13 protein-coding genes are annotated in these 13,780 nt (G+C 69.4%); all 13 read right to left on the minus strand.

Annotated features, from left to right (window positions below):
- The 13 genes from ftsY to HMPREF1008_RS07825 all read right to left on the minus strand — a co-directional run bounded on the left by ftsY (nt 1) and on the right by HMPREF1008_RS07825 (nt 13,741).
- A complete protein-coding gene (gene ftsY / locus HMPREF1008_RS07770; protein ID WP_009279312.1) occupies nt 1-906 on the minus strand; it encodes a signal recognition particle-docking protein FtsY in 906 nt (301 codons plus the stop codon).
- Nucleotides 906-4,445 (minus strand): chromosome segregation protein SMC, encoded by a 3,540-nt coding sequence (smc, locus tag HMPREF1008_RS07775; RefSeq protein WP_009279313.1) that lies wholly within the window; start codon nt 4,443-4,445, stop codon nt 906-908. The genes ftsY and smc overlap by 1 nt, the downstream gene beginning before the upstream one ends.
- A gap of 31 nt (nt 4,446-4,476) precedes the next feature.
- A complete protein-coding gene (rnc, locus tag HMPREF1008_RS07780; RefSeq protein ID WP_009279314.1) occupies nt 4,477-5,193 on the minus strand; it encodes a ribonuclease III in 717 nt (238 codons plus the stop codon).
- Nucleotides 5,194-5,207: 14 nt separating this feature from the next.
- Nucleotides 5,208-5,450: an acyl carrier protein gene (locus HMPREF1008_RS07785; protein WP_009279315.1), complete on the minus strand. Its 243-nt coding sequence runs from the start codon at nt 5,448-5,450 to the stop codon at nt 5,208-5,210.
- Between the two features lie 63 nt (nt 5,451-5,513).
- A complete protein-coding gene (gene plsX, locus HMPREF1008_RS07790) occupies nt 5,514-6,506 on the minus strand; it encodes a phosphate acyltransferase PlsX (RefSeq protein WP_009279316.1) in 993 nt (330 codons plus the stop codon).
- Between the two features lie 98 nt (nt 6,507-6,604).
- Nucleotides 6,605-6,784 (minus strand): 50S ribosomal protein L32, encoded by a 180-nt coding sequence (rpmF, locus tag HMPREF1008_RS10290; RefSeq protein WP_009279317.1) that lies wholly within the window; start codon nt 6,782-6,784, stop codon nt 6,605-6,607.
- Nucleotides 6,785-7,010: 226 nt separating this feature from the next.
- Complete coding sequence (locus tag HMPREF1008_RS07795) at nt 7,011-7,478, minus strand: HAD family hydrolase (RefSeq protein WP_009279318.1); 468 nt, start codon at nt 7,476-7,478, stop codon at nt 7,011-7,013.
- 90 nt (nt 7,479-7,568) lie between these two features.
- Nucleotides 7,569-8,117, minus strand: coding sequence for a DUF177 domain-containing protein (locus HMPREF1008_RS07800; protein ID WP_009279319.1), 549 nt, complete (start codon nt 8,115-8,117; stop codon nt 7,569-7,571).
- Between the two features lie 4 nt (nt 8,118-8,121).
- Nucleotides 8,122-8,619 carry a hypothetical protein gene (locus HMPREF1008_RS07805; RefSeq protein ID WP_009279320.1) on the minus strand — a complete coding sequence of 166 codons (498 nt, stop codon included), beginning with the start codon at nt 8,617-8,619 and terminating at the stop codon, nt 8,122-8,124.
- 169 nt (nt 8,620-8,788) lie between these two features.
- On the minus strand, nt 8,789-9,298 hold the full coding sequence (gene coaD, locus HMPREF1008_RS07810) for a pantetheine-phosphate adenylyltransferase (protein WP_009279321.1): 510 nt from the start codon (nt 9,296-9,298) through the stop codon (nt 8,789-8,791).
- Between the two features lies 1 nt (nt 9,299).
- Nucleotides 9,300-9,893 carry an RsmD family RNA methyltransferase gene (locus HMPREF1008_RS07815; protein ID WP_009279322.1) on the minus strand — a complete coding sequence of 198 codons (594 nt, stop codon included), beginning with the start codon at nt 9,891-9,893 and terminating at the stop codon, nt 9,300-9,302.
- The gene (locus tag HMPREF1008_RS07820) at nt 9,890-12,064 is read right to left on the minus strand and encodes an ATP-dependent DNA helicase RecG (protein ID WP_009279323.1); all 2,175 of its coding nucleotides are present in this window, start codon (nt 12,062-12,064) and stop codon (nt 9,890-9,892) included. The genes HMPREF1008_RS07815 and HMPREF1008_RS07820 overlap by 4 nt, the downstream gene beginning before the upstream one ends.
- A 3-nt stretch (nt 12,065-12,067) precedes the next feature.
- Nucleotides 12,068-13,741 carry a DAK2 domain-containing protein gene (locus HMPREF1008_RS07825; protein ID WP_009279324.1) on the minus strand — a complete coding sequence of 558 codons (1,674 nt, stop codon included), beginning with the start codon at nt 13,739-13,741 and terminating at the stop codon, nt 12,068-12,070.
- Nucleotides 13,742-13,780 lie beyond the last annotated feature (39 nt).

Genomic DNA, 13,780 nt, shown 5'->3' on the forward strand with positions numbered 1-13,780 from the left:
CTACTCCCCCTCTCCCTCGCCCACGAGCGCGCGCGAGAACTCGAGCGCGTCGAAGCTCTGGAGGTCGTCGATTCCCTCGCCCACGCCTATGCGCAGGATGGGGAGGGCAAGGTCATGCGATATGGCGACGGCGATGCCGCCCTTGGCGGTGCCGTCGAGCTTGGTCACCACGAGGCCGTCGAGCTCGAGGGCCTCGTTGAACTCCTTGGCCTGGGCGAGGCCGTTCTGCCCGGTGGTGGCGTCTATGACGAGCACGACCGAGACGGGCATGCCCGCGCGCCTGCGCGTCACCTTGACCACCTTCTGGAGCTCGCGCATGAGCTCGGGGGAGGTGTGCAGGCGGCCTGCGGTGTCGATGAGCACGAGGTCGCAGCCCTCGCGCTCGGCCCTCTCGATCACGTCATAGCAGACGCTCGCCGGGTCGGCGCCGCGCTCCCGCGTGACGACCTCGACCCCCGCGCGCTCGCCCCAGACCTGGAGCTGCTCGATCGCGGCGGCACGGAAGGTGTCGGCGCCTCCCACGAGGCAGGAGCGCCCCTCCGAGCGGGCGACGCCGGCGAGCTTGCCCACCGTGGTGGTCTTCCCCGCCCCGTTGATGCCCACGAAGAGGACGCAGGACGGGAGGTCCCGGAAGGGGTCGCGCTCGGCATGCGCGAACTCCCCCGCTATGCGCTGGGCGAGGGCCTCCTTCAGCTGTCGGGAGGTCCTGAGGCCCTCGCGCGCGGCCTGTTCGCGCAGGTCGTCGGTGACCTGCATGGCCACCTCCGCCCCCATGTCGCCCATCACGAGGCGATCCTCGAGCTCCTCCCAGAACTCCTCGTCCACCTCGCCGCCCATGTAGAAGATCTCGGATATCGCCTCGCGCGAGCGGGTGAGACCCTCGCGCAGCCTGTCGCGAAGACCCATCAGGCCTCCACCACCTTTCCGCTGGCACGGTCGAGGCGCTGGCTCACCACGTGGCTCACGCCGTCGGCCTGCATTGACACGCCGTAGAGGACGTCCGCCTGCTCCATCGTCCTGCGCTGGTGCGAGATGACGATGAGCTGGGTGGAGTCCTTGAGCCGCTCGATGGCGTCGAGCAGCTTGGAGAGGTTGGAGTCGTCGAGGGCGGCCTCAACCTCGTCGAACACGTAGAAGGGCACCGTCCTGGTCTTGTAGACGGCAAAGAGGAGGGCGAGCGCGGTGAGGGACTTCTCGCCGCCGCTCATGAGCGTCATCTTCTGGATGCGCTTGCCGCGCGGCTGGGCCACGATCTCTATGCCCGTCTCGTCCAGGTGGTCGGGGTCGCACATCTCGAGGTGGGCGTGGCCGCCCGGGAAGAGCAGGGAGAAGATCTCGGAGAAGTTCGCGTTCACCTGGTCGAAGACCACCAGGAACTGGCGGCGCATCTTGCGCTCGATCGCCGCGGTGATCTTCTGCAGGGACTTGCGGGCGCTCTCGAGGTCCTCGACCTGCTCGCCGATGTAGTCCGCGCGCTCCTTGAGCCTCTCGTACTCGTCCATGGCGACCTCGTTGACGGGGCCGATGTGGGCGAGGTCACCCTTGAGCCGGGCGACGTCGCGCTCCATCTGGGCGCGGTCGTCGGGCTCGGGGAGCCGGAGGGCGTCGTCGAGGCCCCAGCCGCTGCCCTCTATGGACTGGATGGCGTTCTGGACCTGCACCTCGATCTTGCCTGACTCGACCTTCACCTCGCCCGAGGACTCCCGTGCGGCGTCGAGCTCGCGGCTCGCCTGTGCCACCGCCTCGCGTGCGTCCGAGATGGTCTTCTTGAGGGAGTCGGAATCCGCCTCGGCGAGCGACGCGCGGTCCTTGAGGCGAGCCGCCCAGGCGAGTGCCCGCTCGCGGACGGCCTCGTAGCGCCCGTGCAGGGGCTCCACCCTCAGCTGGAGGACGTCAAGTGCGCGGGCGCTGCGCTCCATGGTCCCCCGCCTCCGGTCGAGGTCGGCGAGCTGGCGCAAGAGCTCCTCCTCGCGCACGGCGAGGTGGTTGCGCCGCTCGGAGACGGTCGCCAGCTTGAGGCGGGCGTCAGACAGCCTGCCCTCGGCGTCGGACTCCTCGCGCGAGGCGCGCTGCCGCTGGGCGGAGACCTCCTCGAGCTCCTCGCCGAGGCTGGCGGCCCGGGCCGTCGCCTCGTCGGCCGCGGCCCTGTGGCGCTCGACCTCCTCGCAGGCCCGGCTCGCCCTCTGGGCGGCGGCCTCGCGGCCCTTGGTCACCTGCGCGCGCTCGGACTCGGCCTGTCGCAGCTGCGCTTCCAGGCGTCCGAGCTCGCCCGTGACGGACGAGAGCTCACCCGCGAGGCGCGCGACCTCGCCCTTTGCCCTGGCGCTCGCCTCGCGTGCCTCCTGGAGCCGCAGCTCGCTGTCCTGGGCGGCCTGGCTGGCCTCCCCCAGCGCCCCCTCGAGCCGGGGCAGGTCGCCCCGGAGCTGCCTGATGCGGCGCTTGCGCTCGAGGGCGCCCTGCTCGGCCGTGGAGGCGTTGCCCACTACCACGCGTCCGTCGGGAAGCGCCATCGCCCCCTCCGCCGTCACGTAGCAGGCCTCGGGATGGCTGGCATGCGCCTCGATGGCGGACGCGACGTCGTCCACGAGCCGCACGTCTCCCAGGAGCCCCGCCACGAGCGCCTCCGCGCCGGCCAGGGGCACGAGCTCGGCGAGGAGCGAGCGGCCGGGAAGGCCGTCGCCGGGGAGCTCCCGCCCGCGACCCTCGAGCGAGAGCAGGGACGCCCGCCCCTTCGCCTTGCTGGAGGCGGCCTCGCGGGCGAGGGCGACGAGCTCCTCCCCCGTGCTCACGACGAGGCCTCCCAGGTCGTCCCCCAGAAGGGACTCGACGAGGCCCTCGAGCTCGGAGGGGGCCTCGACCAGGTCTGCCACGCGGTACCTGATGGTGGAAGACAGCCTTCCGGCCGAGAGGGAGCCGACGAGGGCGCTCGAGTTCTGCGCCTGGCGGTCCACGAACTCGAGGGCGGAGAGGCGGGCGCGCGCGTCCGAGAGCGCGTGGCGGGCGTCGTTCTCCGCCTTGCGGGCGTCGCGCTGCCCGTCCTTGCAGCCATTGATGCGCGTTGCGAGCGCGGCGTCCTCCTCGCGGGCGGAGGCGAGCGCGCCCTCGAGCTCCTCCCTGCGGCCCCTGCGCTCGGAGAGGGACTCTGTGGCGGTGGCGACCCCATCCTCGATCTGGGCGAGGCGGCTCTCGAACATCTGGTCCTCCACCTGCGCGTTCGAGATCTGGTCGCTCAGCTTCGCGTAGGCGAGCGTCTCCTGGTCCGCCTCGCGCTGGGCGGCCCTCTGGTCCGCGGTCAGCTGGGCCTGCCTGGACCCGAGGGAGCGACGGAGCTCCTTCGCCTCCTTTGCTGCGGGGCCGAGCTCCGCCACCTTGCCGCGCAGGTCGTCCGCGAGGGCGCGGGCCTCGAGGAGCTCCCCCGTGACGCGCTCCAGCTCGGCCGCCGCATCAACGCGCTGGCGCTCCAGGGCGGAGAGGCCACGGCGCGTCTCGGAGAGGCGCGAGACCATGTTACGGCCCTTCTCCTCCAAGAGGCGCATGTCAGAGTCCATACGGCCCAGGAGGTCCTGCATGCGCCGACGCTGCTCGCCCAGGTCCCCCACGAAGATGCCCTTCTGCTCCAGGAGGGACTGGTATCGCTCGAGCTCCGCGTTCCTCTCGTCCAGGCGGTACTGAGCAAGCTCGACCGCGGCGTCGGCCTCACGCCCGCGGTCGGCGAGGGCCTGGTAGCGCTGCTGGAGCTGGCGGAGGTCGTCCACGGCGAGCGTGGTCGTGAGGGTGGAGAGCTCGCCCGTGATGCTGCGGTGCCTCTGCGCCTTGTCGACCTGTCGCTCGAGGGGCTTGAGCTGGCGGCCGATCTCGCGCTGTATGTCCTTGGCACGGGTCAGGTTGTCCTGCATCGCCTGGAGCTTGCGCTCCGAGCGGTCCTTGCGGCGGCGATGCTTGCTGATGCCCGCCGCCTCCTCGACCAGCTCGCGCCGCTCCTCGGGCCGGCTCGCCAGGATCGAGTCGAGCTTGCCCTGGCTGATGATGGAGTGGGTGTCCTTGCCCAGGCCGGAGTCGTGCAGGATGTCCGTGATGTCGCGCAGGCGCGAGGGCGCGCCGTTGATGAGGTACTCGGACTCGCCCGAGCGGTACATGCGTCGCGTGACGGCGACCTCGGAGAAGTCGATCGGAAGGGTGTGGTCCACGTTGTCGAGGACGAGCGTCACCTCGGCGAGGCCCACCGCGGCCCTGCCCGAGGAGCCCGAGAAGATGACGTCCTCCATGGCCTGGCCGCGGAGCATCTTGGCGCTCTGCTCGCCCAGGACCCAGAGGATGGCGTCGGATATGTTTGACTTGCCGCTGCCGTTGGGGCCCACCACGACGGTGAGGCCGGGGTCGAAGACCATGTTGGTGCGGTCCGCGAAGGACTTGAACCCCTTGAGCGTGAGCGACTTCAGATACACGTCGAAAGAATCCCTTCCAGGCGCAGGGCCGCTAGTTCTTCTCGCCGCCCGAGGCGGGCAGCTGCCCCATGCGCTGGAGGGCATCCAGCGCCGCGGCCGACTCGGACTCCTTCTTGGAGCTTCCCTCTCCCCTGCCCATGCGCACGCCGTCCACGAGGACGACCGAGGTGAAGGTGGGGCTGTGCGCGGGACCGCGCTCTCCGGCGAGCTTGTACTCGGGGGCGCAGCGGAGGTCGCGCTGGGTCACCTCCTGGAGCCTCGACTTGGGCGAGAGGGGTCTCTCCGCAAGCTCCGGCGACATGTGCGGAGCCAGCGTGCGGGAGACGAACTCGTGCGTCGCGTCGTAGCCGGCGTCGAGGTAGAGGGCCCCGACTATGGACTCGTAGACGTTCTCGAGGGCGGAGTGCAGCCCCCGGGCGCCGGTCCCGCGCTCGGACTCGCCGAAGACGATGACCTCCCCTATGCCGAGCTCGTCGGCGACGGCGCTCAGCATCTTGCCCGACACGAGCGAGATCTTGAGGCGCGTGAGCTCGCCCTCGTCCATGCGGGGGAAGCGCTCGAAGAGGTCGGTGGCGACGATGGCGCCGAGTATGGAGTCACCCAGGAACTCGAGCCGCTCGTACGAGGCCGACACGGGCTTGTTCTCCACCGCGGAGGGATGCGTAATCGCCGAGGTGGCGAGGTTCTGGTCAGCGAAGTGGTGGCCCACTATCTCCTCGAGGCGGGCCACCTGCTTGTGGGACTTCAAGTGAGCGTGCCTCCCTAGGCGCCCAGGACGCTGGCGATGGCGTCGACGGCGTCGCCCAGGGTCTGGATCTTCTGCAGGGAGTCGTCGTCGAGGGTGGAGCCGAACTCGTCCTCGAAGGCGGTGACGAGCTCGAGCAGGTCGAAGGAATCCGCCCCCAGGCTCTTGAACTCGGTTGACTCGTCCAGGCCCGCGGCGTCCGCCTCGAGCTCGTCCGCCGTGAGGGAGACGACCTTCGCCAGTATGTCGGAACGCTCCATGGATCCTCCTCGACCAAGGTGGCGCCATCGCCACCGGCTGCATTCTCCGTCGATTGTACCCTGCTACTGGCCCTGCTGGACCAGGCGGGCGACATTGTCCACAAGCCCTGCCCGCACGGCCCGCGCGCAGGCCAGGGTGCCGTTCATCACGGCGTCGGCGGAGGTGGCGCCGTGGCCGATGAGCACCGGCGCCTTGACCCCCAGCAGGACCGCGCCGCCCTTCTCGTCTCCCGAGAGGCTCGCCGCCACGGCCTTCAGCGCGGGCTTGAGCAGGAGCGCCCCGAGCTTGGAGCGGCCCGAGCTCGCCACCGAGCGCTTGACCTCCGAGAGTATGAACTTGGCGGTGCCCTCGAGGCTCTTGAGTGCCACGTTGCCGGTGAAGCCGTCGGTGACGATCACGTCGTAGCGGCCGGCGAGCACGTCGGTGCCCTCGCAGTTGCCACGGAACCAGTCCGGGCCGGCCTCGGCGAGGGCCTTGTGCGCCGCCAGGACCGCCTCGGACCCCTTGGTGTCCTCGGAGCCGTTGGAGAGGAGCGCGACCGTGGGCTCCGCCACGCCCAGCGCGACGCGCGCGTAGGCGCGCCCCATCTGGGCGAACTGCACCAGCATGTCGGGGCGCGCATCGGCGTTGGCGCCCATGTCGGTGAGGACGGTCTCGCGTCCCGTCATGCCTGGAAGCGAGCTGGCGATGGACGGCCGCTTGATGCCCTTGACGCGTCCGATGTGGAGCGTCGCCGCGGCGAAGATGGCGCCGGTGGACCCGGCGGAGAAGAAGCCGTCCGCCTCCCCTGCCCTCACGCTGGCGCAGCCCCGCACGATGCTCGAGTCCCTCTTGGCGCGCACCGCGTCCGCGGGATGCTCGTCCATGCCTATGACCTCGGTCGAGACGAGCGCGCGCACCCGTTCGTGAGACGCGGCGAAGGGAACCACCACGTCCTCGTCGCCCACGACGAGGACGCTCAGGTCCCCGTCGGCCTCAAGCGCCTTCCCTATGCCCTCGAGGACGACCCTGGGCTCCTCGTCTCCCCCCATGGCGTCAACGCAGATGGTGGTCATGTCCTGCCTCCCCCGTGCCGCTGCGCGGCGTGTACGTCTAAAGAGGGAGGCCGACCCCGGTTGGGGCCGGCCTCCCCAGGCCTCGTCTGTCAGGAGGGCTACTCGGTGACGACGACCTCGCGGTCCTTATAGTAGCCACAGTTGGGGCACACGTGATGCGGAAGCTTAGGAGCACCGCACTGGGGGCAAACGGAGCGTGCCGGAGCGGCGAGCTTGCTGTTGGCCGAACGACGAGTGTGCGTGGCGCCACGGCCCTTTTTCTGCTTAGGAACTGCCATCTTGAACCTCTCTTAGACTCACATCATGCCCGCGCGGTTGCCCGGAGCGGTCTGACCTGCAAACACACAAGGACAAATATAGCACCAGACGCCCCCTTGTGAAGGAGAGCGCACCATTTCCACGGCAAATTGCCTCTAGGCGCCACGGTGCGTCCGACATGGTAGCAAAAGCCGGAGTGCATTGGGGATGACCGCGCCCCACCCAACACCCACCAGGGATGGCAGGCTATGCCCTGAGCGTCGCCCTCAGCCGGCTGGGACGCAGAAGGAGGTCAAGCGCCTCGCAGGGCCCGGGCACCAGCACGTCCGCATGCCCGAGCAGGGCGGCGCACGTGCCCTCCTCCCCCAACACGGCGATTCGGAGCGCGGCTAGGTCGAACATCCCGATGTCGTTGTAGCCGTTGCCGACGCAGCAGACCCCGCCGCCGAGGGAGCGTACGATCTCCTCCTTGCTGAGGCCGGCGGAATCCGAGGGGAAGGTCAGGAGTCTGAGCGGTAGGCCCTCGCAGGCAGCGGAGGCGCTCCCATAGGTGTCGGCCGTCAGCACGATGACGTCGACGAGGTCGCTGAGGAGCGCGATGCGCTCGGCCACGCCCTCGGCGAGCACGCCATCTGCGGCGATGGTGCCGTTGAAGTCGAGCGCCAGGCGATCAATCCTGAGCTCTTCCCTTCCCGGAATGTCAATGCAGATCACGTCGGGCCTCCCGATCCTGGACGGGGAACAAGAAGCTGCCCGGCCAGCTCAGCCGACCGGGCAAGGCGACGAGCGTGGCACGGCCCCCGCCTACGAAAGGTCGAGACCCTTGAGCACGGAGAAGGGATTCGACTCCATGCGAGAGGCCTCCAGCAGGGCGGCATGACCGCAGTTCTCGTGGTTGAGGTTCGTCCCGCAGACAGGGCAGAGCCCCGCGCAGTCCTCGCGGCAGAGGACGACGTAGGGGGTCTCCATGAGCAGGGCGGAGTTGATCGCCTCGCCCAGGTCGATGCTGTGGTCGGGCAGGACGAGCGAGTAGTCGACCTCGTCTTCGTCATCGCCCTCGGGGAGGGTGCCGGGGTCCTTGAAGAGGTAGTACTCGTCCACCTCGCCGTCCACGTCGAACTCGGCGGGGTCGAGGCAGCGGTCGCAGGTGCCCACCACGTGCGCGCGCACCATGCCCGTGGCGAGGATTCCCTCGCCCACGTTGGTGAGGACGAGGTCGTAGTCCATGCCCTCGGGGAGCGAGAACTCGTGCTCGCCCAGGCTGTAGCCCTCCTGGTCGACGTGGCCCGAGAGGGGAAGGGTGTCCCCCGCCTCGGCCAGGCGCTCGTCCAGGATCTGCTTGATCTCTGCCATGGCGCTACCAGGCGACGTCGTTGGTCTGGTTGCGCGGGCCGGAGTTCTCGTCCAGCGTCTGGCGGACGCGCGTGACGGAGTTGGTGAGGGACTTGAGGTTGTCCTCGAGGTGGGCCAGGACGGTGTCGGCGTACTCCTCCGCGTTGTAGCGGGTGTCGCGCTCGTACTGGGCCGCCTTGTCGCGGATGTCGTCGGCCTGCTGCTGGGCGAGGCGCACGACCTCCTGGTCGCCCGCGAGGATCATCGCCTGCTGCTGGGCGTCGGCGATGATGGAGTCGGCCTGCAGCTGGGCGCGCTCCAGGGTCTCCGCCTCCTCCTTGACGATGCGGCGGGCGTCAGAGAACTCCTGCGGGAAGACGCGGCGAATCTCGTCCAGTATCTCGTAGACCTCGTTGGCGTCGACGATCTTCTTGTTGGCGCCCGCGGCGAAGGGCGTCTTGCCCTCGCTCACGATCTGCTCGAGTTCGCCGACCAGGCTCTCGATCTCCTCACCCGGCTGCATACGGGCTCCTTTCGTCATGCTGGCGACCTGACGTGCGCCCCTCGGTTTGGATTCAGGCCGCATCGCTCACATGTTAGCAGATTGGATGAGCTGCCCGTTTGCCGGAAGGCCATTTGCGGGCAGCGTGAAGGCATGGGCGGACGACATGCGGTGGCTGCGCGCCTCTCGCCTAGGTCCTGTAGTGGAGCCTCAGGCGCTCCGCCACCCCCGGGGGCACGAGGAAGCTCACGTCCGAGCCCAGGGAGGCAAGTTCGCGCACGATGGAGGAGGAGACGTAGCCGTACTGGGGGTTGGACATGACGAAGACCGACTCGACGTCGGGCGCCATGTGGCTGTTGAGGTCGGCCTGCTGGAGCTCGTACTCGAAGTCAGTCATGGCCCTGAGGCCCTTGACCACGCCGCCGGCACCGACCTCCCGGCAGAAGGACATGAGGAGCCCCGAGAAGGGCCTGACCTCCACGCCGTGTATGCCCACCTCGCGCAGGGACGAGCGCAGCATGTCCACGCGCTCGTCGAGCGAGAACGCAGGACCCGTGCCACGCTTGTTGACAGAGGCGGCTACGGCGACCGTCACCTGGGGGAAGAGCCTGCACGTGCGCTGGATCACGTCGAGGTGCCCGTAGGTCACCGGGTCGAAGGTGCCGGGCACCACCACGTGCTGGATCCTGTCGTCTGCCATCCTAGGCCTCCTGCGTCTGGAAGAGGGTCACCGTGGTGATTCCGTGGGACTTGCTGCGAACCAGGCGAGCGCCCGGGAGCGCAAGCTCGTCGGCGTCCGTCGAGCGCTCGTAGAGCACGAGGCAGCCCGGGACAAGCAGGCCCCCGGAGCCCAAATCGACCACCATGTCCGAGACCGTGGAGGCGGGCAGGGCATAGGGTGGGTCAAGCACCACGATGGAGAAGGGCGAGCCCCAGATGCCGCCGCGACGGGCCAGCTTGAGCGCGTCGCCGCAGACCACGCGCGCGACAGAGTCCGCGCGGTCGCCTGCGAGCGACTGGACGTTGCGACGCACGCGCGCGGCGCTGGGCCGGTCACGTTCCACGAAGCAGCAGGACTGCGCCCCGCGCGAGAGGAGCTCGAGCCCGATGGCCCCCGACCCCGCGAAGGCGTCGAGCACCCTCTGGCCCGCGAGCTCCAGCCCGCAGGCCGACATCAGCATCGACGCCATGGACTCCCGGGTCCGGTCGGTCGTCGGTCGCGTCACGTCCCGGCCGTCAGGAGCCTCGATGTAGCGGCCCCTCCAGTCCCCTCCCACTATGCGAATGCGGCTCATGCCCGCTCCATCTCCTCGAAGTAGCTTGGGAATCGGTCCCTCACCTCGAGGGCGAGGGGCCTGTCGTCGTCGCCCGAGAGCGAGGGGTCCGCATCCAGGAGGGCGAGGGCGTCCTCGTGGGCCCACTCTGCGAGGGTGGCGTCGGTCGCGAGGTCGGCGACGCGCAACGACACGTTGCTGCCATGCTGCCGGTATCCCAGCACCTCTCCCTCGTGCCTGAGCTCGAGGTCGAGCTCGGCGAGCTCGAAGCCGTCGTCCGTCGACTCCAGGGCGGCGAGGCGCTTGCGGGCGGGCGTGCCCCTCTTGGCAGCGCAGGACAGCCAGACGGAACCCGCCACGGAACCCCTGCCCACGCGCCCACGGAGCTGGTGGAGGGTTGCCAGGCCAAAGCGGTCGGCGTCCAGAACGAGCATCGCCGTGGCATTGGGGACGTCGACGCCCACCTCGATGACCGTGGTGGAGACCAGGACGTCGATCCCCCCGTCAGCGAACTCCTCCATGACGCGGTCCTTCTCCGCCGCGGGAAGGCGTCCCGTGAGCAGGCCCACCCTGAGCCCGGGTAGCACGCGCCTCTGGAGCTCCTGTTGGGTCGACGTGGCCGAATGGAGCCTCTTGGCGTTGGAGCGCACGGACTCCGGGACGTCCTCGAGCTCGCCGCCCTCGTCGGAGTCGTCCACGAGCGGGCAGACCACGTATGCCTGGTGTCCCGCCTCGCAGGCCTCGCGCAGGCCTGCGTATGCGAGGTCCATACTCTCGGGCGGGATGACCCTTGTGGTCACGCCCGCCCCGGGCACCGGCCTGTGACGGATGCGCGATATCGAGAGGTCGCCATAGAGCGAGAGGGCCAGCGTGCGAGGTATGGGCGTCGCCGTCATGGCCAGGAGGTCTGCGCCCGGGCCCTTGCGCCTGAGGGCGGCGCGCTGGTCCACGCCAAAGCGGTGCTGCTCGTCGATGACGGCGAGCGAGAGGCGGCGGAACTCGAGGTCGTCCGAGAGGAGCGCGGTCGTGCCGAAGAGCGCGCAGGGCTCGCCCGACGAGAGGAGCGCGGCGGCACGCGCCCGCTCGTCTGCCGGGGTGGCGCCCGTGACCAGGGCCCAGGGCACGCCCGCCGCGTCGAGCAGCGGGCCGAGCTTGCGGGCGTACTGGCGCGCGAGCACGGAAGTCGGCGCCATGACGGCGGACTGGTTGCCGGAGTCTGCCGCCGCGGCGAGGGCGAGCGCCGCCACGGCAGTCTTTCCCGTGCCCACGTCTCCCAGGAGGATGCGGTTCATGACCTCGCCGGCCGCCATGTCGTCGAGTATCTGGCGGGCGGCCATGCGCTGCTCGTCGCTGAGCTCGAAGGGAAGGGAGGCCACGAGCCGCGAGAGCCTCGGTCCGTCCGTGACGTGCCTGAAGGGAGTGACGCCCCCAAGCTCCATCTGCCGTCTGGAGTGGAGGGCGAGCTGCAGGCAGAGGAGCTCGTCGTAGGCGAGGCGCTCCCTGGCCGCGGCGGCCTCGGCGAGGCTGAGGGGGAAGTGGACGGCCCTCAATGCACGACCCAGGCCCATGAGGGATCGCCCGAGCCGGAATCGGACGGGGAGGAAGTCCGCCACGTCGCCCGAGCTGGCGAGCGCGGACGAGACGATCCTGCGCATCCAGGAGGTGGAGACGCCCTCCCCCACCGGATGCACGGGAAGGATGCGGGCATAGGACGAGACGTCCCCCTGGCCCTCGATGACCTCGAAGAAGGGGGAGCGCATCTGCTTGAATCCGTAGGCGAAGCTCACCTTGCCCGAGAGGGCCACCTGCATGCCAGGCTTGAGCTGGTCCGCCACCCAAGGCGCGCGGAAGAAGCTGACCCGCATGACGCCGGTCTGGTCGAGCACGTAGACCTCGACCACCTGCATGCGCGGCCGAGGGCGTTTGAGCGTAACGCGGTCCACCGTGGCGATGACCGTGGCGTCATCCCCCACGTCCGCGAGGGCTATGTTGGTCAGCCTGCTGAAGTCGAGGTAGCGGTGGGGCAGGTGTAGGAGGACGTCGCGGACGCGGACGAGGCCCAGGCGAGCCAGGGCCTCATGGCGCGCGCCCGAGACGAACCTCAGGCGCGACGCGTCGTCCGTGAGCGAACAGGTCCTCGAGAGGCGCTCGCCCACCTCTGCACAGGTGGGAACGCTTGCTCTTCCTGCCAAGGCTTACTCTATCGAGAAGACCACCGGGTAGAGGGGCTGCTCGCCGCGGTGCGCGTCGACCTCGAGGTCAGGCTGGGCCTCCTCGATGGCGGACACGAGCTCTTCGAAGGCCTCGTCGCCGAGGTCGGAGCCTGCGAGGATGGTGAGGGTGTCCCCCTCCTCCTCTTCCTGCATGCGGGCGATGACGTCGAGGGTGACCTGTCGCACGTCGCTGCCCACGACCTCGATGGCGCCCCCCTCGATGCCCATGACGTCGCCCGCGTGGATGGGGGTGCCGTCCGCTGCGGCGGAGTCGCGCACCGCGGTGGTCACCTCGCCGTCACGGATGGTGCCGATGGCCTCTCCCATCTGCTCGACGTTGGCCTCGAGTCCCTCTTCGGCGTCCGCCGCGAACATGGCGGCAAAGGCCTGGAGGACGGTCTTGGTCGGGACAACCGCCGCCTCGACGTCCGTGCAGGCGCTGACGGCGGCCTCGGCGGCCATGCGGATGTTGCCGTTGTTGGGAAGCACGATGACGCTCGTGGCGTTGCAGGCCTCGATGGCCTCGAGGATGTCTGCCGTGGAGGGGTTCATGGTCTGCCCGCCGGACACGATGACGTCGACGCCCAGCGAGCGCAAGATCTCGGCCTGCCCGGACCCTGCGGCGACGGCCACGAAGCCCAGGCCCTTCTTGGGGGCGGCGTGACGCGGCGAGGACTCCTTGTCCTCGCGGATGCCCTCGGTGCGCTCCTGTGCCTCGAGGTCCATGTTGTGGACGAACACGTTGAAGATCTGGCCGCGGTGCAGCATGTGGCGCAGGACGCGGTCGGGCCTGTTGGTGTGCACGTGGATCTTGTAGTCGGGGTTGGTGCCCACGAGGAGCTCGCAGTCGCCCATGGAGCTCAGGTACTTGAGGTTGGCCTCCTCGTCGAAGTCCTGGCTGTCGGCATGGAAGAGGAACTCGGTGCAGTAGCGGAACTCGGATCCCTCCCAGTCGTCGTTGATCTCTATGTCGACGACGTTGGCGACCTGCGCCTTGGCGCTCGTGGGGGTGACGCTGGTGTCGAAGTCCGAGACCTCGCCCGCCTTGCCCTCGTAGGCGTTGACGAAGGCCTCGATGAAGGTCGCGAGGCCGAAGGCGCCAGAGTCGACGACGCCGTTCTCCTTGAGGACGGGCAGGAGGTCGGGGGTGCGGGCGACGGACTCGTAGGCCTCCACCACGATGGCGTCGAGGGCCTCCTGGGGCGTGGCCTTGGCCCTCTCCATCTGGTCCGCCCTGGCCGAGACGTCCTTGAGCACGGTGAGGATGGTGCCCTCAACGGGCTTGCGCACGGCCTTGAAGGCCACCTTGACGCCGTTGCGCAGCGCCGAGGCGATGTCCGCCGTGGTGGCGTCCGGGCCCTTGGCGCCGGTGAGGCCCTCGGCCACGCCGCGCAGGATCTGGCTGGTGATGACGCCCGAGTTGCCACGGGCGCCCATGAGCGAGCCATGGGTGATGGCCTTGGCGATGTCGTTCACCGAGGCGTTGGCGGGGAGCGACTCGACCTCCTTCACCACCGTGCCCAGGGTGAGGGACATGTTGGTGCCCGTGTCGCCGTCAGGGACCGGGAAGACGTTGAGCTTGTTGATCTCGTCCGCCTTGTCGGCGACGACCTTGGCGGCGACGGGGAAGCAGCTGCGAATGGTGTTGGCAATCATGATCTGGAGAACCTCGGTTCCTCTCGTATCGTGGGGCAC

It is taken from the genome of Olsenella sp. oral taxon 809 str. F0356 (assembly GCF_000233535.1).
Lineage (GTDB): Bacteria > Actinomycetota > Coriobacteriia > Coriobacteriales > Atopobiaceae > Olsenella_I > Olsenella_I phocaeensis.

Bases quoted from the DNA above. Each gene is read 5' to 3' on its own strand.
- HMPREF1008_RS07805 (WP_009279320.1), bottom strand. From the start codon at position 8,619: ATGCAGCCGGGTGAGGAGATCGAGAGCCTGGTCGGCGAACTCGAGCAG.
- rpmF (WP_009279317.1), bottom strand. From the start codon at position 6,784: ATGGCAGTTCCTAAGCAGAAAAAGGGCCGTGGCGCCACGCACACTCGT.
- plsX (WP_009279316.1), bottom strand. From the start codon at position 6,506: ATGACCACCATCTGCGTTGACGCCATGGGGGGAGACGAGGAGCCCAGG.
- HMPREF1008_RS07825 (WP_009279324.1), bottom strand. From the start codon at position 13,741: ATGATTGCCAACACCATTCGCAGCTGCTTCCCCGTCGCCGCCAAGGTC.
- ftsY (WP_009279312.1), bottom strand. From the start codon at position 906: ATGGGTCTTCGCGACAGGCTGCGCGAGGGTCTCACCCGCTCGCGCGAG.
- HMPREF1008_RS07785 (WP_009279315.1), bottom strand. From the start codon at position 5,450: ATGGAGCGTTCCGACATACTGGCGAAGGTCGTCTCCCTCACGGCGGAC.
- coaD (WP_009279321.1), bottom strand. From the start codon at position 9,298: ATGGCAGACGACAGGATCCAGCACGTGGTGGTGCCCGGCACCTTCGAC.
- HMPREF1008_RS07815 (WP_009279322.1), bottom strand. From the start codon at position 9,893: ATGAGCCGCATTCGCATAGTGGGAGGGGACTGGAGGGGCCGCTACATC.
- HMPREF1008_RS07800 (WP_009279319.1), bottom strand. From the start codon at position 8,117: ATGGCAGAGATCAAGCAGATCCTGGACGAGCGCCTGGCCGAGGCGGGG.